Origin of the sequence: Mycobacterium sp. 3519A, assembly GCF_900240945.1 — a bacterium.
Classification (GTDB): Bacteria; Actinomycetota; Actinomycetes; order Mycobacteriales; family Mycobacteriaceae; genus Mycobacterium.
Genome location: NZ_OESG01000013.1, coordinates 1,416,402 through 1,440,620, shown reverse-complemented (window position 1 = coordinate 1,440,620; position 24,219 = coordinate 1,416,402). Strand labels below are relative to the sequence as shown.

General features: G+C 66.0%; 22 protein-coding genes. 16 read left to right on the top strand and 6 right to left on the bottom strand.

The features are described 5' to 3' along the window. Positions 1-28: 28 nt before the first annotated feature. A complete protein-coding gene (locus C1A30_RS14835; protein ID WP_101949012.1) occupies positions 29-688 on the top strand; it encodes a ScbR family autoregulator-binding transcription factor in 660 nt (219 codons plus the stop codon). Here the strand turns inward: C1A30_RS14835 and C1A30_RS14830 are convergent, their stop codons facing one another. Next, positions 689-1,051 carry a PAS domain-containing protein gene (locus C1A30_RS14830; RefSeq protein WP_200828360.1) on the bottom strand — a complete coding sequence of 121 codons (363 nt, stop codon included), beginning with the start codon at positions 1,049-1,051 and terminating at the stop codon, positions 689-691. A 244-nt stretch (positions 1,052-1,295) separates the two neighbouring features. Between C1A30_RS14830 and C1A30_RS14825 the strand changes: the two genes are divergently transcribed. Then, positions 1,296-2,534, top strand: coding sequence for an acyl-CoA dehydrogenase family protein (locus tag C1A30_RS14825; protein ID WP_101949010.1), 1,239 nt, complete (start codon positions 1,296-1,298; stop codon positions 2,532-2,534). Next, positions 2,535-3,644 carry an acyl-CoA dehydrogenase family protein gene (locus C1A30_RS14820; RefSeq protein ID WP_101949009.1) on the top strand — a complete coding sequence of 370 codons (1,110 nt, stop codon included), beginning with the start codon at positions 2,535-2,537 and terminating at the stop codon, positions 3,642-3,644. A gap of 82 nt (positions 3,645-3,726) precedes the next feature. On the opposite strand, the gene C1A30_RS14815 is transcribed toward C1A30_RS14820, so the two are convergent. Beyond that, positions 3,727-4,191 carry a YbaK/EbsC family protein gene (locus C1A30_RS14815; RefSeq protein WP_101949008.1) on the bottom strand — a complete coding sequence of 155 codons (465 nt, stop codon included), beginning with the start codon at positions 4,189-4,191 and terminating at the stop codon, positions 3,727-3,729. A gap of 18 nt (positions 4,192-4,209) precedes the next feature. On the opposite strand from C1A30_RS14815, the gene C1A30_RS14810 reads away from it, so the two are divergent. From C1A30_RS14810 to C1A30_RS14795, 4 genes are all read left to right on the top strand, one after another. Beyond that, on the top strand, positions 4,210-5,103 hold the full coding sequence (locus C1A30_RS14810) for a DMT family transporter (protein ID WP_101949007.1): 894 nt from the start codon (positions 4,210-4,212) through the stop codon (positions 5,101-5,103). Between the two features lie 101 nt (positions 5,104-5,204). Further along, complete coding sequence (locus C1A30_RS14805; protein ID WP_101949006.1) at positions 5,205-6,071, top strand: xanthine dehydrogenase family protein subunit M; 867 nt, start codon at positions 5,205-5,207, stop codon at positions 6,069-6,071. Further along, a complete protein-coding gene (locus tag C1A30_RS14800) occupies positions 6,064-6,543 on the top strand; it encodes a (2Fe-2S)-binding protein (RefSeq protein ID WP_101949005.1) in 480 nt (159 codons plus the stop codon). Before C1A30_RS14805 ends, C1A30_RS14800 begins: the two co-directional genes overlap by 8 nt. Next, positions 6,540-8,852 carry a xanthine dehydrogenase family protein molybdopterin-binding subunit gene (locus tag C1A30_RS14795; protein ID WP_101949004.1) on the top strand — a complete coding sequence of 771 codons (2,313 nt, stop codon included), beginning with the start codon at positions 6,540-6,542 and terminating at the stop codon, positions 8,850-8,852. Before C1A30_RS14800 ends, C1A30_RS14795 begins: the two co-directional genes overlap by 4 nt. Before the next feature lie 3 nt (positions 8,853-8,855). On the opposite strand, the gene C1A30_RS14790 is transcribed toward C1A30_RS14795, so the two are convergent. Further along, on the bottom strand, positions 8,856-10,019 hold the full coding sequence (locus C1A30_RS14790; protein ID WP_101949003.1) for an LLM class flavin-dependent oxidoreductase: 1,164 nt from the start codon (positions 10,017-10,019) through the stop codon (positions 8,856-8,858). Positions 10,020-10,135: 116 nt separating this feature from the next. Here C1A30_RS14790 and C1A30_RS14785 point away from each other — a divergent pair, with 116 nt between their 5' ends. Further along, positions 10,136-10,600 (top strand): hypothetical protein, encoded by a 465-nt coding sequence (locus C1A30_RS14785; RefSeq protein ID WP_101949002.1) that lies wholly within the window; start codon positions 10,136-10,138, stop codon positions 10,598-10,600. On the opposite strand, the gene C1A30_RS14780 is transcribed toward C1A30_RS14785, so the two are convergent. After that, a complete protein-coding gene (locus tag C1A30_RS14780; RefSeq protein ID WP_101949001.1) occupies positions 10,561-13,419 on the bottom strand; it encodes an RND family transporter in 2,859 nt (952 codons plus the stop codon). The two genes, C1A30_RS14785 and C1A30_RS14780, sit on opposite strands and share 40 nt — an antisense overlap. Beyond that, positions 13,416-13,820: an MmpS family transport accessory protein gene (locus C1A30_RS14775; protein WP_101949000.1), complete on the bottom strand. Its 405-nt coding sequence runs from the start codon at positions 13,818-13,820 to the stop codon at positions 13,416-13,418. The genes C1A30_RS14780 and C1A30_RS14775 overlap by 4 nt, the downstream gene beginning before the upstream one ends. Before the next feature lie 296 nt (positions 13,821-14,116). Here C1A30_RS14775 and C1A30_RS14770 point away from each other — a divergent pair, with 296 nt between their 5' ends. Beyond that, the gene (locus C1A30_RS14770; protein WP_160112750.1) at positions 14,117-15,628 is read left to right on the top strand and encodes a PE-PPE domain-containing protein; all 1,512 of its coding nucleotides are present in this window, start codon (positions 14,117-14,119) and stop codon (positions 15,626-15,628) included. A gap of 3 nt (positions 15,629-15,631) precedes the next feature. Here the strand turns inward: C1A30_RS14770 and C1A30_RS14765 are convergent, their stop codons facing one another. Continuing rightward, a complete protein-coding gene (locus tag C1A30_RS14765) occupies positions 15,632-17,983 on the bottom strand; it encodes a CaiB/BaiF CoA-transferase family protein (RefSeq protein WP_101950208.1) in 2,352 nt (783 codons plus the stop codon). A gap of 190 nt (positions 17,984-18,173) precedes the next feature. Between C1A30_RS14765 and C1A30_RS14760 the strand changes: the two genes are divergently transcribed. Genes C1A30_RS14760 through C1A30_RS14730 form a run of 7 tightly spaced genes read left to right on the top strand, consistent with a single transcriptional unit; the run spans position 18,174 to position 24,217 of the window. After that, on the top strand, positions 18,174-19,337 hold the full coding sequence (locus tag C1A30_RS14760; protein ID WP_200828358.1) for a cytochrome P450: 1,164 nt from the start codon (positions 18,174-18,176) through the stop codon (positions 19,335-19,337). Positions 19,338-19,339: 2 nt separating this feature from the next. After that, complete coding sequence (locus C1A30_RS14755; protein ID WP_101948997.1) at positions 19,340-20,536, top strand: acyl-CoA dehydrogenase family protein; 1,197 nt, start codon at positions 19,340-19,342, stop codon at positions 20,534-20,536. Beyond that, positions 20,533-21,069 carry a MaoC family dehydratase N-terminal domain-containing protein gene (locus tag C1A30_RS14750; protein ID WP_101948996.1) on the top strand — a complete coding sequence of 179 codons (537 nt, stop codon included), beginning with the start codon at positions 20,533-20,535 and terminating at the stop codon, positions 21,067-21,069. Before C1A30_RS14755 ends, C1A30_RS14750 begins: the two co-directional genes overlap by 4 nt. Continuing rightward, the gene (locus tag C1A30_RS14745) at positions 21,069-21,479 is read left to right on the top strand and encodes a Zn-ribbon domain-containing OB-fold protein (protein ID WP_101948995.1); all 411 of its coding nucleotides are present in this window, start codon (positions 21,069-21,071) and stop codon (positions 21,477-21,479) included. Before C1A30_RS14750 ends, C1A30_RS14745 begins: the two co-directional genes overlap by 1 nt. A gap of 9 nt (positions 21,480-21,488) precedes the next feature. Continuing rightward, positions 21,489-22,592 (top strand): acyl-CoA dehydrogenase family protein, encoded by a 1,104-nt coding sequence (locus C1A30_RS14740; protein WP_101948994.1) that lies wholly within the window; start codon positions 21,489-21,491, stop codon positions 22,590-22,592. 12 nt (positions 22,593-22,604) lie between these two features. Further along, positions 22,605-23,045 (top strand): MaoC family dehydratase, encoded by a 441-nt coding sequence (locus tag C1A30_RS14735; RefSeq protein WP_101948993.1) that lies wholly within the window; start codon positions 22,605-22,607, stop codon positions 23,043-23,045. Then, positions 23,042-24,217 carry a lipid-transfer protein gene (locus C1A30_RS14730; protein WP_101948992.1) on the top strand — a complete coding sequence of 392 codons (1,176 nt, stop codon included), beginning with the start codon at positions 23,042-23,044 and terminating at the stop codon, positions 24,215-24,217. Before C1A30_RS14735 ends, C1A30_RS14730 begins: the two co-directional genes overlap by 4 nt. Positions 24,218-24,219: the final 2 nt, after the last annotated feature.

Sequence of the window (24,219 nt, the reverse complement as noted above, 5' to 3'; positions counted from 1 at the left end):
CGACGGAGTTTCTGGAGGTACTCGGACAATGGTGCGCCAAGCGCGGTCCGAGGCCACCCGCAGACGAATCATCGCCTCCGCAGTCGAGGTGTTCAACGAAATCGGTTACCCGGCCGCGGGATTGGGCGACATCATCGAACGCGCCGAGATGACGAAAGGCGCACTGTACTACCACTTCGAATCCAAGGAGTCGCTGGCCACCGCGATCATCATGGAGGGCAACGCCCGTCTCGCCGAGGCGTTTCGCAGCATCACCAGCTCGTCTGCGCCGGCGCTGGAGAACATCATCCACGGCGTCTTCGTCGTCGCGGACCTGATGGCTGCCGACCAGATCGCCCGCAGCGGAACGCAACTCCTGCGGGCCTTCGGGGAGTTCAACGACGTCGCGGCGCGCACCTACACCGGCTGGACAACCGAGATGACGCGGTACACGCAACAGGCGATCGATGAAGGCGACGTACGTGCAGACACCGATCCGCAAGCGGTCGGCGAGACGATCATCGGCGCGCTGCTGGGGGCCGAACTGCTGGCCAGTGCCATCACGGCGGGGGCCGACGTCTTGATCCGCGTGACCAGGGTGTGGCAGGTGCTGTTGCCGGGGATCGTGACTACCGACTCGCTGCCGTACTTCACCGAGTACCTGGCGCGCGAGGTGATGCGCCGCTCCCCTAATCCAGTGGCTGACTGACTAGAGTTCCTCGGCCCACAGTCGCTCGGTCAGATCCTGGAAGGTGGCAAGCGCCACCGGATCGTCGCCGCGCAACAGGGCCGACTTGCTCATCCGCGCGCGCACGATGGACCGGTCGGAATGGACTAGTTCGACAATCAGATTCGCGTGTGCGCGCACGACCGAAACAGCGGAATCGTCGGCGGGCAGAGTGTGAAAGATCTCGCGGAATTTCAACGCCGTGACCGCCTCGGCCGGGTAGCCGAGCATGTCGGCGAACGCCGCGTTCGCGAACAGGATGGCGCCGTCCTCGGCGATGGCCAGCACCGGGACCGGAAACCGCTCCAGCACCACCAAGGCCGGTAGCTCCCTGAGCAGCGTCATCGGATCCTGACCGTCCAGGTCCTCTCGGCGCCGCTCCACGCCCCCGATTATGGCCGTTGCACACCGACGCCGTCACCGTGATCGGGGTTTAACCCGCACCCGACCATCCGCCTGCCAACAAGATCTCGCGCCCCCGACGCGACGCAACACGTGAACGGTCATTAACTTAGCCACCACCCCACGTAGCCCACATAACTAACTAGGTTTACTCTGTCTGCAGTCCTCCGACAGACAAGGGAGAGCCATGGACCTCACATGGTCGGCGAGCGATTCGGCGTTTCGCGACGAGGTGCGCGCGTTCCTGAAGGAAAAGCTGACGCCCGAACTGCGGCAGGCAGGCCGCCTGATGACCAGCGTGTACGCCGACCACGATGCGAGCATGCAGTGGCAGCGGATCCTGCACGAGCGGGGCTGGGCGGCGCCCGCGTGGCCGGTCGAATACGGCGGCTGCGACTGGAGCCTGACCCAGCACTACATCTTCAGCCGTGAGTCACAACTCGCCGGGGCGCCCTCGTTGTCCCCGATGGGTATCAGGATGGTCGCCCACGCGATCATCAAGTTCGGCACCGACGCCCAGAAGGACTTCTTCCTGCCCCGGATCCTCACCGGCGAGGTGTTCTTCTGCCAGGGCTACTCGGAACCCGAGGCGGGTTCAGATCTTGCGGCGCTGTCGATGGCCGCGGTCGTCGATGAAGCGGCCGGGGACTTGATATGCACCGGAAGCAAGATCTGGACGACGCACGCGGGTGAGGCGAATTGGATGTTCGCCCTTGTCCGCACGTCGAGAACACAGAAGAAGCAGCAGGGCATCACGTTCATCCTGATCGACATGACCACACCGGGCATCGAGATCCGGCCACTGGTGATGACGTCCGGTGAGGAGATCCAGAATCAGGTCTTCTTCGACGAGGTGCGGGTGCCCAAGGCGAACGTGCTCGGCCGGATCGACGACGGCTGGACCGTCGCGAAGTATCTGCTGGAGTTCGAAAGAGGCGGTGGCGCAGCGTCGCCCGCGCTGCAGGTGATGGCGGAGGAGATCGCGACGAAGGCCGCCGATCAGCCGGCGCCTGGCGGTGGCCGACTGATCGACGATCCGGCGTTCGCACGCAAGCTCGCCGATGCGCGCATCCGCACCGAGGTCCTCGAAATCCTCGAATACCGGGTGCTGGCCGCGCTTGCCGGAGGCGGCCATCCCGGACCCGGCGCGTCGATGCTCAAGGTGCTGGCCACCGAGCTGAGTCAGTCACTCACCGAGCTGGCGATGGAGACCGCCGGTCCGCGCGGACGGGTCTACCAACCGCACGCGACATGGCCCGGTGGTCCCATCTCGGAGTACGAGCCGCCACCCGACGGCTATGTCAGCGGTGAGCCATGGCAGGCGGTGGCACCACTTCGTTACTTCAACGACAGGGCTGGCTCAATCTACGCCGGCAGCAACGAAATTCAGCGCAACATTCTCGCCAAAGCGGCCCTGGGGTTGTAAATGGACTTCAATCTGACCAAGGAACAAGAACTGCTGCGCGACGGGCTCGGCAAGTTTCTGTCGACGCGCTATGACCTCGAGAAGAGTCGCGCCGCCGCCAAGACCGGCGCAGGCTGGCAGCCCGACATCTGGCGCGGATTCGCCGACGAGCTCGGCATCCTGGGTGCCGCACTGCCGGAAGAGATGGGCGGAATAGGCGGTGGCCCAGTCGAAGTCATGGTGATCGCCGAAGCGCTGGGGCGCGCGCTGGTGGTCGAGCCGTACGTCGACACGGTCGTGGTGGCCGGCGGTCTGTTGCGTCGCGCCGGTGGCGCGGCGGCCACGGCACTGCTGGAGAAGGTGGTGGCCGGGACCGCGATCGTGGCGTTGGCCGCCGCGGAGGCCGACACCGGCGACCATTGGCAACAGGTGTCGACGGTCGCCGAAAAGACCGGGGCCACATGGTCTTTGCGCGGTGTGAAGATCGTCGCGATGAGCGCGCCGCTGGCGACGCACCTTCTGGTCACCGCGCGCACACCAGGCGGATTGTCGCTGTTCCTCCTCGACGCCGACTGGTCAGCGATCGAGGCGCACCACTATCGGACCGTCGACGACCGGCGCGCCGCCGACCTCCGGTTCGACGGTGTGCCAGCAACCTTGCTCGGCGAGGAGGGACAAGCGTGGCCGTCGCTGGCGCAGGCACGTGACGAGGGCGCGGCGGCGGTCTGCGCCGAAGCTGTCGGCTTGATGCAAAAAGTGTTGGCCGACACCGTCGAATATTGCAAACAGCGCCAGCAGTTCGGCCAACCGATCGGCAGCTTCCAGGTGCTGCAACACCGGATGGTCGACATGTACATGGAGGTCGAACAGGCTGTCGCGGCGGTATACCTCGCGGTGCTGAACCTCGAGGCGGACGTCGACACGCGCGCCAAGGCGGTGTCGGCGGCGAAAGCGACGATCGGCAGGGCGGCGCGCTTCGTCGGTCAACAGGCGGTGCAGTTGCACGGCGGGATGGGCATGACCGAGGAACTGGCGATCGGCCACTACTTCAAACGGCTCACCGCGCTGCAGTACGAATTCGGCTCGACCGACTACCACGTCGCGCGCTACGCGGAGCTGACCAAAAACTGAGCGCCGAACGTGGGTTACCCGCACACTTTCTGCGCCTCAAGCGTGCGGGTAACCCACGTTCGCGCAACAATCAGCGCACCAATCAGCGCACCGGCATCGCCTTGCCGTCGGTCAGCACCAGCAGCTGTTCATACGTCATCGACATCACCGAGTCGGCGGTGCCTGCCGCGGTCCAGATCACCGGATACTGCGCCAGCGTCTCGTCGACAACGGTGCGCAGCGGGCTCGGGTGCCCGGTCGGGGCGACCCCGCCGATCACCTGGCCGGTCGCGCTGCGCACCAACCGTGGATCGGCCTTGCGGATCGCGACGGCGCCGAGCGCACGGGCCACCAGGTCGGTGTCGACGCGGTGCGCGCCGCTGGACATCACCAGCAGCGGTTCGCCGTCGCAGTCGAACACCAGGCTGTTCGCGATCGCTCCGACCTCGCAGCCCAATTGCGCTGCCGCCGCGACCGCGGTCTTCGCGTCGGCATCGAGGATCCTGACATTGGGCTCGATGCCGGCCGCGGCCACCGCGTCGGCCACGCGGGAATTTCGCTTGTCCACGTTTCGTAGGGTAACTACGTGAGCTCGCGCGGCTGGATCCTGTTCCTCGCGATGAGCGTCATCTGGGGCATCCCGTACCTGATGATCAAGATCGCCGTCGAAGGCGTCTCGGTGCCGGTGCTGGTGCTGGCCCGAACGGCGGTCGGCGCCGCGGTGCTGCTGCCCCTGGCGTTCTCGCGGCAGACCGTGACGATCGTGCGGAACCACTGGAAGGCGCTGCTGGGGTTCGCGTTCTTCGAGATCATCGCCGCGTGGTGGCTGCTCTCGGACGCCGAACGCCACCTGACCAGCTCGATGACCGGTCTGCTGATCGCCGCCTCACCCATCATCGCCGCGGTGCTGGACCGGTTCACCGGCGGTGAGCGCCTCGGCTACAAGCGCATCATCGGCCTCGGTGTCGGCATCTCGGGCGTCGCCGTACTGGCAGGCCCCCACATCGGCGGCAGCACCTGGCCGATCATCGAGGTGCTCCTGGTGGCGACGTGCTACGCGATCGCGCCGCTGATCGCCGCCCGCCATCTCGCCGACGTGCCTGCGCTGCCCATGACCGCGGTCTGCCTCGGCTTCGCCGCCCTGGTCTACGCCGGGCCTGCGGCGGCCACCTGGCCGGACGAGATGCCGTCGACGCGTGTGCTTTTGGCGCTCGCCGGGCTCGCGATCATCTGCACGGCGCTGGCGTTCATCGTGTTCTTCGCCCTCATCCGCGAGGTCGGGGCGGCCCGCGCGTTGGTGTTCACCTACATCAACCCTGCGGTTGCGTTGGCGGCGGGCGTCATCGTGCTGCACGAGCCGTTGACGGCGTTCAACGTCGCCGCGCTGGCCCTCATCATGGCGGGTTGTCTGCTGGCCACCCGACGACACCAGGAGCGCGAACCCGACATCGTGACCGAGGCGAGCGCCGCGCCGCGGTGAGCTGACGACCTTCGCGATCTGTGCACCTGGCCGTCGCGGATGTGCGATGCTTCGCTCGGGCGTGGATCGATTCGTTATCCAGGGGAACCTGGGGGGACTCTGTGAAGCCGGCGGCCTTCGACTATCACTGCCCGGGAGATCTCACCGAGGCGATCGGGCTGCTAGGGCAGCACGGCGACGAAGCCAAGGTCCTCGCGGGCGGTCAGAGCTTGATTCCGCTGCTCTCGTTGCGGCTTTCGCGCTTTGAGCACCTCGTCGACATGCGGGCGATCGCGGACCTGCGCGGCATCACCGCGCAGAACGGGTCGGTGCGCGTCGCAGCCATGACCACGCAGTCCGCCCTCGCCCGCAGCGACGACGCCGCCGCGGTGCCACTGCTCGCCAAGGCCACCTCGCACATCGGCCACTACCAGATCCGCAACCGCGGCACGGTCGGCGGCTCACTCGCACATGCCGACCCGGCCGCGGAGTATCCCGCGGTGGCGCTCGCGCTCGACGCCTCACTCGAGGTCGCGGGCCCGACCGGCCGCAGAAGCATCCCGGCTTCGGACTTCTTCCGGTCGACGTGGACGACGGCCATCGAACCCGACGAGGTGTTGGTGGCGGCGCAATTCCCGGTGTGGTTGGGACGCTGTGGTTGGGCCGTGGCTGAGGTGGCTCGCCGCGCGGGCGATTTCGCGATGTGCGGCGCGGTGTGCGGTGTCCAACTCGACGGCCAGCGGGTGAGCAGAGCTGCGCTGGCGCTGTTCGGCGTCGACAGTGTGCCGATACGGGCTTCGACCGTAGAAGCGGCGATGACCGGGTCGACGGTGGACGACCTGGACCTCGCCGAACTGGGCGCCGAACTGGCATCCACCCTCGATCCGCCCGATGACTTGCACGCATCGGGCCAGCAACGCAAACGAATGGCCAAAACACTTGTCCCGCAAGTGCTTGCGGCCGCGATCGACGAGGCGAAGCATGCGTGAAGTCGCAGTGACCGTGACCGTCAACGGTGAACGATGTGTCCGGACAGTCGAAGCCCGGCGGACATTGGCCGATTTCCTGCGCGACGACCTGTGCCTGACGGGCACCCACCTCGGCTGCGAACACGGGGTCTGCGGGGCCTGCACGGTGCTGCTGGATGGTGAGGCGGTGCGCTCCTGCCTGATGTTCGCAGCCCAGGCCGACGGCGCTGAGGTGACGACGATCGAGGGCCTGTCCGAACGCAACGGCGAACTGACCCCGATCCAGGCGGCCTTCCAGTCCGAACACGGGCTGCAATGTGGTTTCTGCACACCGGGTTTCGTGGTCTCGGCGCACGCCTTCCTCAAAGAGCATGCGAACCCGTCGGACGAGGAGATCCGGGAGGCGCTGTCGGGAAACCTGTGCCGCTGCACCGGCTATCAGGGCATCGTCGCCGCGGTGAAACGCGCAGCGAACAACGGGAGTCCGTCGTGACCGCCGGGCGATTCATGGGGCAGGCCATCGCCCGCTCGGAGGATCCGCGGCTGCTGTCCGGTCGCGGTCGCTTCATCGGCGACGTGGTGGTTCCCGGCGTCTCGGATGCCGCGTTCCTGCGCAGCGAGGTGGCACGCGGCCGCATCGTCGGACTCGATGTGACGGCGGCCCGGTCGGCGCCGGGTGTGCGGGCCGTGTACACCGCCGCCGACCTGAATCCGCTCGTGCACAACACCTCCCTGGCCGCCCTGCCGGAAGCACCGTATCCGCCGAAATACTGCCTTGCCGAGAACGACGTCCGCTATGTCGGCGACCCGATCGCCATCGTCGTGGCCGAGAACCGTTACCTCGCAGAGGATGCCGTCGAACTGATCGAGTTGGACATCGAGCCCCAGGATCCGGTGGTCGACCTCGACGCCGCACGCACCGACGACAGCGTGCTGGTGCATCCGGAACTCGGCACCAATACCCCGGCCTCCATTCCGTTCTTCGGCGCCCCCGAACTCGAGCAGGCTTTCGCCGACGCCGCACACGTGGTGCGCGACACCATCGTGATGCACCGCTACGTGCAGGTGCCGATGGAATGTCGCGGCATCATCGCCGACTGGGAACCCTATGGGCAGACCCTGACCGTGTGGAGTGCCACCCAGAGCGCGCACGAGGTGCAGGCCTTTCTCGCCGGATTGCTCGATATCAACAGCAACCAGATACGGGTGATGCAACCGGATGTCGGCGGCGGATTCGGCCAGAAGATGGCCTTGGGCCGCGACGAATGGGCGGTCGTGCTCGCCGCTACCCTGCTTGGCCGTCCCGTGCGCTGGCTCGAGGATCGCCGCGAAAACCTGACGGCCGCAGCCCACGCCCGCGACGAGAAGATGGACCTGTCGATGGCGTTGGACGCGGACGGGACCATCACCGCCATCCGCGGCGAATACGTTGAGAACATCGGCGCCTACCAGACCATGGGATCGTCGGGCATGGCCGCCTTCGTGGCGCCGTTTCTGTCGAACGCCTACAAGATTCCCACGACCGGTTTCGCGGGTGCGGCGGTGTACACGAATACTTGCGGCAAGGCCCCGTACCGCGGCCCGTTCCTGATGTATGCGGTGGGCATCGAGCAGTTGATGGACACCGCGGCACGCCAGGTCGGCGTCGACCCGCTGGAACTGCGTCGCCGCAACGTGATTCGTGCCGAGGACCTGCCGTACACACTGCCCAGCGGGATGTGCTTCGACTCGATCACCCCGGCCGAGACGCTCGAGCAGGCCGCGTCGATGATCGACTACGACGGCTTCCGTGCCGAACAGTCGGCGGCTCGCGAGCAGGGGCGCTACCTCGGCATCGGTATCAGCCTGTGCGTTGAGCCGTCGGCGATCGCCGTCGGCGGACTTGGTACCGAGGCCGCGGTGGTGCGCATGGACCACCGCGGCAAGGTCACGGTGTTGCTGGGTAGCTGCAGCACCGGCATGAGCATCGTCTCGACGATGAAGCAGGTGGTCGCCGAGCACCTGGGCTGCGCGCCCGACGACGTCACCGTCATCCAGGGCGACACCGCCGCCACCCCGTACAGCGCGGGCACCGGGGGCAGCCGCACCGCGGTGCTCTGCGGCAACGCGGTGGCCCAGGCGACCATCGAACTGCGGTCGAAATTACTCGAAATCGCCGCCGACGCACTGGAAGCCGCCGTTGAGGACCTCGAGGTCGACGACAGTCGCGTGTTCGTGCGCGGCACGGCGACCAAGGGCATCAGCTTCACCGAAGTCGGCCAGTTGGCCTATGTCGGGCACGACATGCTGCCTGCGGGCACGGCGCCGGGGCTGGAGGCTTCACATCGATTCAAGGCGCCGCCGTTCACGTTCTCCAACGCGTGCCACATCTGCACCTGCGAGGTCGACGTCGACACCGGACGGGTGGCGATCCTGCGCTACGTGGTCAGCGAGGACTGCGGCCGGATGATCAACCCGAAAGTGGTCGAGGGCCAGGTGTGCGGCGGCGTGGTACAGGGCGTCGGCGGTGTGCTCTACGAGCACATGGTGTACGACGACGACGGCAACCCGCTCAGCAGCACCTTCGTCGACTATCTGGTGCCGACGGCGGCCGAGGCGCCGACCATCGAGATCGGCCACATCGAGTCACCGGGGCCGAACCCGTTGGGGGTCAAGGGGATGGGCGAAGGCGGCGCCATCGCATCACCCGCGGCGGTGGTCAACGCGGTGGCCGACGCGCTGGCGCCGCTCGGCGTCGCGGTGTCCGGGTCGCCGTTGGGGCCCAAGCAGGTTCTCGATCTGATCGCCGCGGCAGGCCACTGAGGTTCATTTCGCGTCGACTTCGTCCTGGTACTTCTTGGTCATGTGGTCGATCGCCTGAAGCTGGGTCTGGGCGAGGTCGTCACGCACCTCGCTGGCGCGCGCGGCGGCGTCCAGCGTCGGTTGCGCCTGGCCCTGGAAGTGCGGCATCACCTCGGCGGCGAACAGTTCAGCGGACCGCTTCGTCGCCGCGGGATTCGCCCATTCGTGACCCATCTGCAGGAAGCAGCCGAAGCCACCCGATTGATCCCACAACCGCTGCACCTGTGCCCGCGCCTGATCGGGTGTGCCGATGACGCCGGCCCCCGCGTCGTTGATGATGTCGATCATCTCGTCGATCTGGTCCCCCGGCATCGTCATCTGCGGGAAGGCGGCGACCTTCTGGAAGTACCGGAACCACGGCCCGATGCCGAATCGCACGTCGGCGCGGGCCTGTTCCTCGGTCTCGGCGATGTGCATCGGCCCGACCAGCGTCCAAGTGTTGCGGTCGGCCCGCGTGCCGAACGTCGCCGCCCGCTCCTCGACGATGCCCCAGTGAAACGCGAGCGCGTCGAACCCTTCGACCACCAATGTCGCCCCGATCGACAGCAGACCGATGCCGTGCTTACCCGCCAGCCGGGCGCCTGTCGGTGACGCGACGGCCGCCACCGCCAACGGAATGCCGCCGTCGGAGTACGGCGCCAATTGCAGTCGTGCGTCGATCAATTCGTGCGTGGGCGTCTTCGCCGACACCGTCTCCCCCGCCAGCAGGCGCACGACGATGTCCAGGTTGGTCTCCAGTAGTTCACGGGTGTCGGTCGGCGTCAGCCCGATCATCGCGCTGTCGCTGGGCAGCGAGCCCGGTCCCATTCCCCCGATGACGCGGCCGTGGGTCAGGTGATCGAGCAGCATCAGCCGGTCGGCGACCCACAGCGGGTTGTGATAGGCCAGCGAGATCACCCCGGTGCCGAACCGGATCCGCTTCGCCCGTTCGGCCGCAGCGGCGATGAAGATCTCCGGCGAGCTGATGATCTCGCTGCCCGCCGAGTGATGTTCGCCGTACCAGACCTCGTCGAAGCCGAGAGCGTCGAGATGCTCGGCGAATTCCAGGTCGCGCTGTAACGCCAGCGTCGGGTTGGTACCCGCACGGTGAAACGGTGCGATGAAGTAGCCGAACCTCAACCTGGGCATTGAGCGCCTCCTTGCGCGAGCCTGTCCGTCAGACCACTTTCGCACGTGATCGTCGTTTCGGGCGCCAGGTCCGCACTCCTTCGCGGCAATAACTTAGATCAGGTAACCTTTTCAGGGTGAATCTGGGTCCGTGGGGTGATCTCACCGTGTTCGCCGCGGTGATGGAGATCGTCTTCGCCACTTGTGTATTCGTCTACGTCAGCCGGATGGAGAGACGGACGTCGCATCCGTTGGGTGAGACGGTCGGCGCCCACAAGGCGGTGCTCGCCAAGGTCCGCAAGCGCGAACCGATGTCCCAGGACGAAGTGGACTACGCCAGGGAATTGATAGCGGATGCTCGTTCACCGCTGGCGTACGCGATCCCCGCGGCGCTGTTCGGCATGGGATTCTTCTACGTCGTCGGTTGTCTGTTCATGCTCCATCTCGACGGCGGCCATCCGTCGTTCCGGACATTCGTCGGCGGCATCCCGATGCTGACGTCGATGAACATCGCCGCGCAGTTGCGCAGGGTCGCCAGGCTGAATGGGAAGCTGCCGGTTTCTCAGGTCCGCGAATCGGCGTCGTCCCACAGCGTTAGTTGACGGGCCGTCTGCCGTGCGCTGAAAGGCTGGGGCACCGGGCGTTGACGCACCTTCAGCGGCCACCAGAACCAGCGGCCCAATAGGGCCGCGACCGCCGGCGTCATGAACGACCGCACGATCAACGTGTCGAACAGCAGACCGAGCGCGATCGTCGTTCCGATCTGACCGAGGACCCGCAAGTCGGCGAAGATGAACGACGCCATGGTGGCGGCGAAGACCAGACCCGCGGCCGTGACCACCGCGCCGGACCCGGCCATGGCCCGGATGATGCCGGTGTTCAGGCCCGCGTCGATCTCCTCCTTGAAGCGGGAGATCAGCAGCAGGTTGTAGTCCGACCCCACCGCCAACAGCAGAATCACGGCCAGTGCCAACACGATCCAGAACAGCTCGATGCCGAAGATGTCCTGCCAGATGAGTACGGAGAGCCCGAACGAGGCACCCAACGACAGTGCCACGGTGCCGACGATGACGAATGCGGCCACGATGCTGCGGGTGATGAACATCATCACGAGCAGGATCAGGCTCAGCGCGGCGATCCCGGCGATCATGAGGTCGTATTTGGCGCCGTCCTGGATGTCCTTGTAGGTGGCGGCAGTGCCCGCGATGTAGATCTTCGAGCCGGCGAGCGGAGTGCCCTTGACGGCTTCCTGGGCGGCATGCCTGATGCCGTCGATCTGCGAAATGCCTTCGGGCGTAGCGGGATCGCCGTCGTGTGTGATGATCATCCTGGCGGCCTTGCCGTCCGGCGACAGGAACAGTTTGAGTCCGCGCTGGAATTCCGGATTGGTGAACGCCTCGGGCGGCAGGTAGAACGAGTCGTCGGTCTTCGACGCGTCGTACGCCTGCCCCAGCGCGGTCGAGTTCTGCAGTGCCGCCGCCGTCTGGTCGTCTATCCCGGAGGTGGTGGCGTAATTGGTCAGCGTCAGATCGCGGTTGGCCTGCTGAGTCTGGATCTGCGGCGGTATCAGAGCGAGCAGCTTGGGCTGCAACTGATCCAGCTTGTCGATGCTCGCGGAGACGTTGGTCAACTGATCGGTCAGCGCATCAATACCGTCGAGCGCGTCGAACAACGATCGCAGCGCGGCGCACGCCGGGATGTCGAAACAGTGTGGCTCCCAATAGAAGTAGTTGCGCAGCGGCCGGAAGAAGTCGTCGAAATCGGCGATCTTGTCGCGTAGCTCCTGCGCCGTGATCACGGTCTGCTGGAAGGCCTTGGTCTGGGCGTCGGTGGCGGCGCTGGACTGTTGCTGTAGCGCGTACTGCTGCCGCAGGATGTCGATCGAGTTGTTGATCACGTCGACCTGTTTGAGCAGATCGGCGCCGCGCGCCTGTTGGAACGGCAGGTTGTTGATCTGCGACGCGCTGCCCGCACTGATCTGGAACGGGATCGACGTGTGGTCCAGCGGTGTGCCGAGTGGGCGGGTGATCGACTGCACCTGCGCGATGCCGTCGGTGTGGAAGACCGCCTTGGCCACCCGTTCCAGCAGGATCATGTCGGTCGGATTGCGTAGATCGTGGTCGGCTTCGACCATCAACAGTTCCGGATTCAGTCGCGCCTGCGAGAAGTGGCGCTCCGCGGCGGCGTACCCGACATTGGCCGGTGCGTCGGCAGGCAGGTAACCGCGGGCGTCGTAGTTCGTCTTGTAGTTCGGCAGGGCGAGCAGACCGATGAGGGCAATGGCGACCGTCGCCATCAGGATGGGCACGGGCCAGCGCACGATCGCGGTGCCGATCCGCCGCCACCCCCTGGTCTGCATGCGCCGATTGGGTTCGAACAGGCCGAAGTGACGGCCGACCATCAGCAGCGCAGGCGCCAGCGTCAGCGCCGCCACGACCGCGACAAGGACGCCGATACCGGCAGGAACGCCGAGACTGTTGAAGTACGGCAGCCGGGTGAAGGTCAGACACAGCACCGCGCCCGCGATGGTCAGCCCCGAACCCAGGATGATGTGCGCGGTGCCGTGGTACATCGTGTTGTATGCCGTGATCCGGTCCTGCCCGGCGTAACGCGCTTCGTGGAAACGGCCGAGGATGAAGATCGCGTAGTCGGTGCCCGCCGCGATGACCAACAGCGTCAGCAGATTGGTGGAATATGTCGACAGCTGGATGATGCCTGCGTTCGCCAGCACCGCGACGACGCCGCGGGAGGCGGTCAGTTCGATCATCACAGTGAAGATCACGAAGAACACCGTCGTCAGACGGCGGTAGAGCGAGAACAGCATCACCGCGATCACCCCGAGGGTGATCAGGGTGGTCTTCAGGGTGCCCTGGCGGCCCACCTCGAACTGGTCGGTGACCAGCGGCGCGGCCCCGGTGACGTAGGCCTTGATGCCCGGTGGCGGCGCGGTGTGCGCGACGATGTCGCGCACCGCATCCACCGACTCGTTGGCCAGCGACTCGCCCTGGTTACCTGCGAGGTACAACTGCACCAACGCGGCCTTGCCGTCGGCACTCTGCGAACCCGCCGCCGTTAGCGGGTCTCCCCAGAAGTTCTGGATGTGCTGGACGTGCTTGGTGTCCTGTTCGAGCTTCGCGATCAAGCCGTCGTAGTAGTGATGCGCTTCGGCCCCGAGCGGTTCGTCGCCCTCCAGCACGATCATCGCCGAACTGTCGGAATCGAATTCGTTGAACACCTTGCCGATGCGCTTGCTGGCGAGCAGCGACGGCGAGTCCTGCGGGCTGAGCGACACGTTGTGCGCTTCGGCGACGGTCTCCAACTGCGGGACGAAGACGTTGGTCACCACCGCCAGGCCAAGCCAGAACACCGCGATGAGGACCGAATATCGCCGGATGAAGTCAGGCACCCATCCGACGTTCATCCGGACTTGTCCAGGCAGTAGGTGAAGGCGTTCATCGTGTTCACCGATCGCTCATCGGCGACCACATCGTCGATCTTGATTTGGCAGCCGATCGATGCGCTGTCGCCCTGGGCCGAGACGTTGACGAACACTGCGGGTTGAGTGGTGGTCGTGTCGTAGGTCCATGGCAATCTCGCGGCGTCGACGCGCTGCGGTTGGGCGTTCACGTCCATATAGGTGATCGTCGCGACGGTGCCGGGCGGACCGAAGACGTTCATCACCACGTGCTTTGGGTTGAATGGGACGATCTCGTCCGCGGCGCCGCTGGAAGTCGACGTGACGTCCTGCGATCCGAAGATTCCGTTCAGCCGATACACAGCGAAAGCCGCCAGCGCGACGACCGCAACCGCCACCAGCACCATCCAGCGCCGGCTGAGTCGCCGAGTGAACGAAACCCTATGAATAGGAACTCCTTCTGGGCTCGAAATTCCCTAGTGCGGCTAATCAACTTGTCGACGACGGTACGACACGTCAGCGGACACCACAACACGAACGCGCGGGCGGATCCGTCGCCCACAGCCGCGGAGCGAAGCGCTTCGAGCAGCCTCAGCTAAAGGCGATGCGCGGTCGTTTCGGGCCGAAATATGCGCCGAGTTCAAGGTCATGCGATAGCGTTCGACGCGCGCTGCCTGATCGCGGCGACGGGGAGGAGTGGTTCGTGGCAAAGCATCGTAGGGCGCAGGGGCGTCGTCGTTCAGCGGCGAGGCAGCGACAGTCGCCATCCCTGTTTCTCGCCGGCTCCACCGCCGTCGCGCTGTCAGCCGCGTTGGTCTTGGGGCACGCGACCAACACGACGCCGGACAGTGCCCAGATCGAGCTCGCGGCCGCCACGATCGGCATCGGCGGTCGCGGCGACCCAGCCGCGGTCAACATCCCCAACAAATTGCAGGGAAAGGTCGTGCCATTCGGCACCATGTACCCCCGCTACGTAGGCGTCCAGTACCCAGCGGGCTACGACATCGACAACAGCGTGAACGTCGGTGTCCCGGTGCTGCGTGCCGCGATCGCGGACAACACGCTCGACGAAAACAATGTGCCCCAGTTCCTGTTGGTCGTCGGTTATTCCGAGGGGTCGCTGGTCGCCGAGCGGGTACGGCGGACCCTCGATCCGTCTGACCCTGGTGCCCCTTCGACGGGGAATCTGCAATTCCTCATGATCGCCTCGCCGAACCTGCCCAACGGCGGCCTGGCCGCACGGTTCCCGGCCGGATGGGGTATCCCGTTCCTCATCACGTCCAACGGCCCCGCCGCATCCTCGCCGTACGACACCCAGTACGTGACGAACGAGTACGACACGTACGCCGACTTCCCCGCGTACTTCAACCCGCTGTCACTGGCGAACAGCCTGGTCGCCGTCTTCTACGTCCACCCGGACGCGTACTACGACCCGGTCGATTACGACCCGATCGAACGCACGTCGGATGATCCGAATGTGCTGATCAAGACGGTGAAACACACCGTGGACGGTGAAGATGTCGAGGACACCTATGTCTTCGTCAAGGCCGAGCACCTGCCCTTGTTCGCACCGCTGCGACAGGTCGCGGGGATGGCACAGTTGACGCCTTTCACCGAACCGCTGCTCGGCGCCATCGAACCGCTGGTCCGGTTGATCGTCGACATGGGCTATACCGATCGCCAGAACCTGAATCCCGAGAAGCACGTGCAGTTCTCGTTGATCACGCCGCCGGGCAAGGTGCTCGAGGCTGTCCTTGGGGTGCCGGGTGCGCTCGGCCAGGGTGTGTCCAACCTCGTCGGCGGGGTCGGGTCGCTGCCAAGTTCGATCCCGACGCCACTGGCCCCGACCAGTTCGCCGTCGATCAACGCGAAGTCGGTGCCGCAGGAGGAGCAGAAGTCGGGCGACAAGGAATCCGAAGACCAGCAGAAGTTGCCCGAGCCGGAGACTCCGACGGCTGAGCAGCCAGTGTCCACGGAGTCGGATCCGGGCCCGACGGTCTCAGAGCTGATCAAGGACGGCAACAAGACCACAACCGGTACTCCCGGCAAGACGACGTCGCCGAAGAAGAAGAACCCGCTGACCCAATTGGCCGAGTCGGTCAACAAGTTCTTCAGCCCCAAGAAGCGCGTTCCGAAGGCGCCGACGAAATCGGATCCGACGGAGGCCGCACAGAACGAGCCAGGGTCGCAGGAATCGACGCCCGACGCCGCTTGACGGTTACGCGTTGAGCGCGGTGTCACCGATGATCTGCCGTGCGCGCAGATCGGCGATCTCTGCAGCGCTGACGCCGAGTTCGGCCAGCACGTCGTCGTTGTGTTGGCCGAGCGTCGGCGGCGCGAACCGGTGATGACGGGCCGGGCCCGGCGTCATCCTGAACGGCCAGCCCGGGTAACGATGTCTCCCGGTGAGCGGGTGCTCGATCTCGTCGTAGAAGCCGCGCGCGTCGAGCTGCGCCAGGTCATACATCCGGTCCGGCGTCAGCACCTGCTCAACCGGGACACCCTGCGCCTCAAGGATTTTGACGATCTCGCCGGCGGTGTGCGTTCGCGTCCACCGCGCGACGAGGGCGTCGAACTCGTCGTGGTCACCGGGCAGGGCGCCCGAGACCCCCATCGCAGCGGTCAGGCCCGCAGAGTCGGCGTCGCCGCGCACGCACAACGCCACCCACTGGTCGTCAGCGGCGGTGCGGTACACCCCCTGCAGGTGATCGCGGCATCGGTTACCTTCGCGTGCCGCCACCACCGCGTTCATCGAATGTTCGATGACCGGTTCGGCGGCGACGCACGCCGCGACCTCGATCTGGGCGATCTCGACGAGTTGTCCCTGTCTCCTCCGCCGCCGATGTTCCAGTGCGGCAAGTAGCGCGACACCGGCATGCACGCCCACGATCGGATCGGCGGGACCCGCTAGGTTGCACGGCGGACCGTCGGGATAGCCGGTGACGGCCGACATCCCCGACGTCTGTTCGAAGTTGAGCGCCCAGCCGACATAGTCACGCCATGGTCCCTGCAAGCCGAATCCCGGCATCCGCACCATGACGACGCCGGGGTTGATCGCCTCAAGGGACTCGTAGTCCAGCCCGAACTGCTCGACCACCCGCGGCGAGAAGTTCTCGATGACGACGTCCGCGTCACGGGCGAGCAGACGTACCAATTCCAGTCCGCGCTGCGACGTCAGATCGAGCGTGACGCCGCGCTTGTTGAGGTTGGTGCCCTGCCACATGGCGCTGCGTTCATACCAGCGGTCGCCCTCGGAAGACCATGCGCCCGAGTACCGGTGGCCGTCCGGTCGCTGCACGGATTCGACCTTGACGATCTCGGCACCGAATGCGCCCAGATAACACGTCAGGTAGGCGCCTGCCCAGAACGTGGTCAGATCGAGAACTTTCAGTCCTGCGAACGGCAGCAACGGATCTGCGCACGCGCCGCCACGCCGCCAGTCGTCGTCGCCTGCCGGTTGCAGGTCGGCTTGTGCGCCGAACCTGGGCGCCGGACGCGGTGCCAGGACGGGTGTGCGCGACAGCCGGAACGGCGCGCCCGGCCTGCGAAAGGACCAATCCGCGCCGCCGGCGTCGACGAAGAACCCGCGCTCGACGTACTGCGGACACTGCAACACCGTCGCGCCATCGTTGACCGGCGACGCGGGAATGCGGAATGCCTGACTCAACTCCAGTATCTCGGTGACGGACCGCGCCGCCAGCCAGGGTTCGGCGTCGGCGAAGAACTGCGCACGCTCGGGACCACCCATCATGATCGACACCTGGTGCTCGCCGTACTGCGGCAACTCGAGCATGCTGCACACATCCAGCCAGTGCTGGCCGGTCAGGCAGTTGATGCCGATCCACCCGTCGGCGGCGCGCACGATGCCCAACAGCAGCGCGGCGCGCGTGTTGCTCGGCAGGCCGAGCCTGCGCATCCGTTCGGCCATCAACATCGGATACGGCAGCGTCGACAGCAGCGACTCGAGCACCGAAACATCCACTACCACAACATCGTTGGTGTCGGCACTGCGGGTACGCAGCGCGGTGAGAGCGCCGAGCGCGGCGTAGCCGCCCGCCACATACTCGGAGATCCGCGCGCCCGCCTGCACCGGGGGTCGATCCGGATCCCTGCTGTGTATCCAGCCCGAGGCCGCCTGCATGGTCAGCGGTGTGGCGACCCGGTCGCGCAGTGGTCCGGACTGGCCGAAGTTCGAGATGCGGACGACAACGAGGCCGGGGCGCAGCGCTTGCAGTGCAGGAACGTCGAGGCCGAGGCGTTCGAGCGCTCCCGGCGCGAGGCCGTCGACGAGCAGGTGCGCATCAGCGATCAGTCGGCGGACAGCGCCCATGTCGACATCGAGATCGACTGTGGCGCCGCGCTTTCCCGCGTTCACGTACTCGAACAGACCCGAACGGTTGACATCGGGCACCCCGCCGGGAAACGGTCCCCACCGTCGCAGTGAATCGCCCTGCGGAGGTTCGATCTTGGTGACCTCGGCGCCGAGATCGGCAAGCAACTTGGTGCAATACGGGCCTGCGATGTCGCCCGCGACCTCGACAACTCGCAGTCCCGCCAGCGCCGACGTCACACACATGATGTACACCTGTCGGACAGCGCGCGTCAATCGATTCACGCTGAACTCGATTGAACGATGCCGTATTTGCGGCTATTGACAGCCGTGGGCGCGTCAAGTAGACACAGGGAGTAATCGGACATATCAAGCTGATCTGTTCGATCACCACGGTTCGAGGGAGGCCGCGCTGCGAACCTCAATCCCGCTGCACTCCCCCGACTTCTACGCCGGTGACCCCTACCCGGCGTACCGGGAGCTGCGCGCGAACGCGCCGGTGTGCTGGAACGACGACACCGAGTTCTGGGCCCTGCTGCGGTATGAGGACATCCGATACGTCTCAACCAACCCGGACAAGTTCTCCTCCACCAAGGGCATCACAATCCCCGACCCCGTGCTGCCGAACCCCGTTCAAGAGGGCAACCTCATCTTCACCGACCCGCCGCGGCACCGTCAGCTACGTAAGTTGATCAACACCGGGTTCACCCGACGGCAGGTGGCGATGCTCGAACCCAAGGTGCGCCAGATCGTGCACGGAGTGCTCGACGGCACCAGGACCGGTGCCACCCATGACTTCGCCGAAGAATTGGCGGCACCGCTGCCGACACGGATGATCGCCGAGTTACTCGGCGCTCCACCCGATGACTGGGAGAAGTTCCGTCGGTGGTCGGATGCGTGCACCGGCAACGCCGACCCCGAGATCGAGTTGGACTCGTTGAGCGCGATCGGCGAGCTGTTCGAGTACTTCCAGCAGCTGATCGCCGCACGACGCACCGAACCGCGCAGCGACATGTTGTCGGTGTTGACCACCGCTGAGATCGACGGCGCCAAACTGACCGACGACGACCTGCTGAACTTCGCCTTCCTGTTGCTCGTCGCGGGCAACGAGACAACCAGGAACCTGATCGCTCTCGGCACCCTGGCGCTCATCGCGCATCCGGAAGAGACCGCGAAGTTGACCGCGGATCCCACCCTGATCCCTGCCGCGGTCGAGGAGATGCTGCGCTGGACCAGCCCGGTGACGCATATGGCGCGCGCGGCCACCACAGACGTCGAGATTCGCGGGCAGCGCATCCGCGAGGGTGACATCGTCGTCATGCTGTACGGCTCGGCCAACCGCGACGAGGAGATCTTCGGTGACGACGCCGAGGAGTTCAAGGTCACCCGGCATCCCAACCCCCACATCGCATTCGGCTGCGGTGAACATTCCTGCATCGGGTCGCAACTGGCGCGACTCGAAGCCCGCGTCTTCTTCGAGGTGCTGCTCGGCCGCTACCCTCGGCTCGAACTCGTCGGTGACGTGGACCGGATGCGCGCCACGATGGTGCCTGGCGTCAAGCGGATGCCGGTACGGCTGGGAACGCAGGGCTGAGCATGTACCTCGACTTCACCCCGGAACAACAGCAACTGCGCACCGACATCCGGGCGTCGCTGGCAGCGGTGATGACACCCGAGCGCAGCGCCGCGGTAGCCGGTCGGATGGAAGGCGACGTGGTGAAAGAGTGCGTGCGCGCGTTGGGCGCCGCGCACCTGCTCGGCGTCGGATGGCCGAAAGAGTATGGCGGGCGCGGCTTCACCGCGCTCGAGCAGTTCATCTTCTACGAAGAAGCGCAGCGGGTGAACGCACCCATTCCGCTGGTCACACTCAACACCGTCGGGCCGACGCTCGCGCAGCGCGGCACCGACGAGCAGAAGCAGACGTTCCTGCCTGCGATTCTCGACGGCACCGTCGAGTTCGCGATCGGCTACTCGGAACCGTCGGCGGGCAGCGACCTGGCGTCGCTGCGGACCACGGCGGTGCGCGACGGCGACCACTACGTCATCAACGGCCAGAAGATGTTCACCAGCGGCGCGGCGTACGCCGACTACATCTGGCTGGCGGCCCGCACCGACCCCAACACCAAGAAACACAAAGGCATCTCGATCTTCATCGTGCCGACGTCGTCGCCGGGGTTTTCCTGGAAACCGTTGCACACCATGCCGGGTGTGTCCACGTTCTACACCTTCTATGACGACGTGCGGGTGCCCGCCAGTTCCATCGTCGCCGGTGAGAACGAAGGCTGGGGGCTGATCACCACGCAGCTGAACTTCGAACGGGCCGCACTTGGCAACATGGGTGCGCCGGAGCCGCTGTTCGAAAAGACGCTGCACTGGGCGCAGACCACCGAACTCGACGGCGGCCATGTCATCGATCAGCCGTGGGTACGGCACTCACTCGCCAGGATCGAGGCACAGGTCGCCGCGTACAAGATCATGAACCTGCGAGTCAACGCGGCGATGACGAAAGGCGCGCTCGGCATGGGTGAAGCGTCCGCAGTCAAGGTATTCGGCACCGAACTGACCCAGCAGGTGGCGCGCGAACTGCTCGAGGTGCTCGACGCCGCTGGTATCCGCAAGGGCGCGGACGCGCCCCTGCGCGGTGCGCTCGAAACGGCCTACCGCATCGCCGTGATCAACACCTTCGGCGGCGGCGCCAACGAACTGCAGCGCGACATCATCGCGATGGCAGGGCTCTTCATGCCACGCGCGCCACGCGACCTTCGGGGTTCACAGAATGGGGACAACAAGTGAACGACTTCCGCGAAAAACTCGACGCGCTCATCGGCCAGCCCACCGGCGGGTCAGAAAAGCCCACCGTCGCACCGGATCCGGTGAACCAGCCGATGATTCGGCACTGGGCACATGCGCTCGGCGATATGAACCCCGTCTACCTCGACCCCGAGTTCGCGGAGAACTCGCGGTTCGGCGGCATCGTGTCGCCACCGGTGATGCTGCAGACGTGGACGATGCCCGCACCCAAGATCGAAGGCATCGCCGAACGCGGCGGCGTGCCCGTCGAAACGGGCCGAAATCCCGCGGCGTTCATCGAAGAGGCCGGGTTCACCGGCATCGTCGCGACCAACTCCGAGTTCGAGATCGAACGCTATCCCCGCCTCGGCGACGTCATCTCGGTGACGCAGGTGTTCGAAGACATCTCCGACGAGAAGAAGACCTCTCTCGGCACGGGGCATTTCATCACGTGGCTGTCGACGTACACCGACCAGAACGGCGAGGTGCTCGGCAGGCAGCGGTTCCGGGTCTTCCGATTCAAGGCCAACGCCTGATGGCGACCAGACTGGCGCCCGCGATCGGCCGGGACAACGAGTTCTTCTGGAACGGGCTGCGTGAGCACAAGCTGTTGATCCAACGATGCGGTGGGTGCCAGGCGCTTCGCCAACCGGCGCGGCCGATGTGCCCGATGTGCAATTCACTGGACTGGGACACCGTCGAGTCCACCGGCCGCGGAACCGTTTACAGCTACGTGATGCCGCAGCATCCGCCGATGCCGCTGATGGAGTACCCGTACATCGTCGCGCTGGTCGAACTCGACGAGGGCGTCCGGCTGGTTTCGAACCTGTGCGAGATCGCGCCTGACCACGTCGAAGTCGGCATGCCGGTCGAGGTGTTCTACCAAACGTTCGACACGCTGGACGGCAAGGATCTCGTCCTGCACCAGTTCCGGCCGGCCCGGTAGGCGCAACCCATGGACTTCACGTTCACCGAGGAGCAGGAGACAATCGCGAAGATCGCCCGGCAGCTGTTCGAACACCGCGCGACGCCCGAACACCTCACCGAACTCGAAGGCGGCGACGTACGTTACGACGCCACGCTCTGGCGTGACCTCGCGTCGGCCGACCTGCTCGGAATCGCGTTGCCCGCGAACGTCGGTGGCAGCGGGCAGGGCTTCCTCGAGTTGGCGTTGGTCCTCGCTGAGGTCGGCTGGAGCGTGGCCCCGGTGCCGGCCTACGCCTCCCTCCTGCTCGGTGCCGACACCATCGCCAGGCACGGCGACGCGGCCCAGCAGCGGCGGTACCTGCCGGACGTGGTCAGCGGCGCTCACCTGCTCACCGCGGCGTTGACCGAGCCGGGTCGCTCCGCGCCGACCGCAATGACCACCACTGCGCGCCGCGACGGCGACGGCTGGCGCCTGGACGGGGTCAAGCAGTTGGTGCCCGCCGCCCAGATCGCCCACACGATTCTGGTTCCGGCCGCCGTCGGGGGCGGCGATGTCGGGCTGTTTCTGGTCGATGCCGGCGTCGGCGGTGTCGACGTCAGGCCGGCGAGCACCACCAACGGCGAGCCGTACGGCGACGTATTCCTCGACGGCGCAGTGGTTTCCGCTGATGACCGGCTGCCAGGGGACGGCGCGGAGATGATCGAGTCGCTGCATACCCGCGCGCTCGCGGGCCTGTGTGCGATCCAACTGGGGGTGACCGAGCGTGCGCTGCGGATCGCGGCGGCGTACACGACCGAACGAGAGCAGTTCGGCAGGCCGATCGGGAGTTTCCAGGCCGTCCAGCAGCGGATGGCCGATGCGTTCATCGATGTCGAGGCGATCAGGTGGACTACGTGGCAGGCGGTATGGCTGCTCTCCCAGGGCCGGCCCGCGTGGCGCGAGGCGGCGATTGCAAAGTTCTGGGCGGCGGATGCTGGCGCGCGGGTCGCCGCAACGGCTCAACAGGTGCACGGGGGCATCGGCATCGACATCACCTATCCCCTGTTCCGCTACTTCCTGTGGGCCAAGCACAACGAACTGATGCTGGGTTCGGCGCCCGCACAGCTGGCTCGGCTCGGCGCGACGTACTGACGAAGGAGAACGATGACGACAACCGAACACCGCAGAACGACGCTGGATTGGCGCGACATCAACGTCGGCGACGCGGTCACGCCACTCGAGGTGCCCGTCACGGCAACCGTGATCGTCGCGGGAGCGATCGCATCGCGCGACTTCATGCCGGTCCACCATGATCCCGAGTTCGCGCAGAAACAGGGTTCGCCGAACATGTTCATGAACATCCTGACCACCAACGGCCTGTGCGTCCGCTTCCTCACCGACTGGGCGGGCCCCGAAGCCATGGTGACCAAGTTGGCGATCCGGCTTGGGGTGCCGTCCTTCCCCAACGATCCGCTCGTCTTCACCGGCAGTGTGACCGGCAAGTCCGAAGGCGCCGACGGGGAGGGCTTCGTCGAGGTCACGTTCAAGGGCTCTAACAGCCTCGGCGACCACGTGTCGGGTACGGCGACATTGAGCCTGCTGTGACGCATCTGGGCGGGAAGGCGGCCATCGTCGGCATCGGGCAGACCGAGTTCTCGAAGGAGTCAGGCCGCAGTGAGCTGCAATTGGCTTGTGAGGCAGTCAAAGCCGCGATCGACGACGCGGGGCTACGGCCCGCCGACGTCCACGGGATGGTCACCTTCACGATGGACACGAGCGATGAGATCGAGATCGCGCGCAACGTCGGCATCGGCGATCTGACCTTCTTCTCCCGCGTGCACCACGGCGGCGGCGCGGCAGCGGGCACCGTCGTGCAGGCGGCGATGGCGGTCGCGACCGGCACAGCCAACGCAGTGGTGTGCTATCGCGCATTCAACGAACGGTCCGGATTCCGGTTCGGCGGCGCGACGGCACGACCCACCGGTGATACACCGCCGTTCATGGCGAACTACGCACCGTTCGGGTTGCTGACGCCCGCGGCGTGGGTTGCCCTGCACGCGCAGCGGTACATGTCGACGTACGGCGTCACCAACGAGGACTTCGGCCGCATCTCCGTCGTCGACCGCGCCCATGCGGCCCGCAATCCCGACGCGTGGTTCTACGAACGCCCGATCACCCTGGCAGATCACCAGAATTCGCGGTGGGTCGTCGAACCCGTGCTGCGCCTTCTTGATTGCTGCCAGGAAAGCGACGGCGGGGTGGCTCTGGTGGTCACCACCGTCGAACGCGCCCGCGACCTGCCTCGCCCGCCCGCCGTGATCACCGCCGCGGTGCAGGGCGCTGCCGCCGAGGGCGAGATGATGACCAGCTACTACCGCGACGACATCACCGGACTTCCCGAAATGGGCGTCGTCGCCGAAAAGCTCTGGCGCGATTCCGGACTCAAGCCTGCTGACATCCAGACGGCGTTCCTCTACGACCACTTCACCCCGTTCGTGTTCGCGCAACTCGAGGAGTTGGGGTTCTGCGGGCGCGGCGAGGCGAAGGACTTCGCGACCGTCGAAAGGCTCTCGCTCGGCGGGGAACTGCCGATCAACACCAACGGCGGACTCCTCGGTGAGGCCTACATCCACGGGATGAACGGCATCACCGAAGGGGTACGTCAGGTGCGCGGCACGTCGTACAACCAGGTGCCGAACGTCGAGCACGTGCTGGTCACCTCGGGCACCGGCGTGCCGACCAGTGCGCTGATCCTGGCGCCGGACGACAGAAGCTGACC

Excerpts from the sequence above, each read along its gene's own strand:
- C1A30_RS14775 (WP_101949000.1), bottom strand. The coding sequence starts at position 13,820 with ATGGTGCTGGTGGCGGTTGCGGTCGTCGCGCTGGCGGCTTTCGCTGTG.
- C1A30_RS14800 (WP_101949005.1), top strand. The coding sequence starts at position 6,064 with ATGCGTGAAGTCGCAGTGACCGTGACCGTCAACGGTGAACGATGTGTC.
- C1A30_RS14755 (WP_101948997.1), top strand. The coding sequence starts at position 19,340 with ATGTACCTCGACTTCACCCCGGAACAACAGCAACTGCGCACCGACATC.
- C1A30_RS14825 (WP_101949010.1), top strand. The coding sequence starts at position 1,296 with ATGGACCTCACATGGTCGGCGAGCGATTCGGCGTTTCGCGACGAGGTG.
- C1A30_RS14745 (WP_101948995.1), top strand. The coding sequence starts at position 21,069 with ATGGCGACCAGACTGGCGCCCGCGATCGGCCGGGACAACGAGTTCTTC.
- C1A30_RS14790 (WP_101949003.1), bottom strand. The coding sequence starts at position 10,019 with ATGCCCAGGTTGAGGTTCGGCTACTTCATCGCACCGTTTCACCGTGCG.
- C1A30_RS14830 (WP_200828360.1), bottom strand. The coding sequence starts at position 1,051 with ATGACGCTGCTCAGGGAGCTACCGGCCTTGGTGGTGCTGGAGCGGTTT.
- C1A30_RS14780 (WP_101949001.1), bottom strand. The coding sequence starts at position 13,419 with ATGAACGTCGGATGGGTGCCTGACTTCATCCGGCGATATTCGGTCCTC.
- C1A30_RS14740 (WP_101948994.1), top strand. The coding sequence starts at position 21,489 with ATGGACTTCACGTTCACCGAGGAGCAGGAGACAATCGCGAAGATCGCC.
- C1A30_RS14735 (WP_101948993.1), top strand. The coding sequence starts at position 22,605 with ATGACGACAACCGAACACCGCAGAACGACGCTGGATTGGCGCGACATC.
- C1A30_RS14835 (WP_101949012.1), top strand. The coding sequence starts at position 29 with ATGGTGCGCCAAGCGCGGTCCGAGGCCACCCGCAGACGAATCATCGCC.
- C1A30_RS14820 (WP_101949009.1), top strand. The coding sequence starts at position 2,535 with ATGGACTTCAATCTGACCAAGGAACAAGAACTGCTGCGCGACGGGCTC.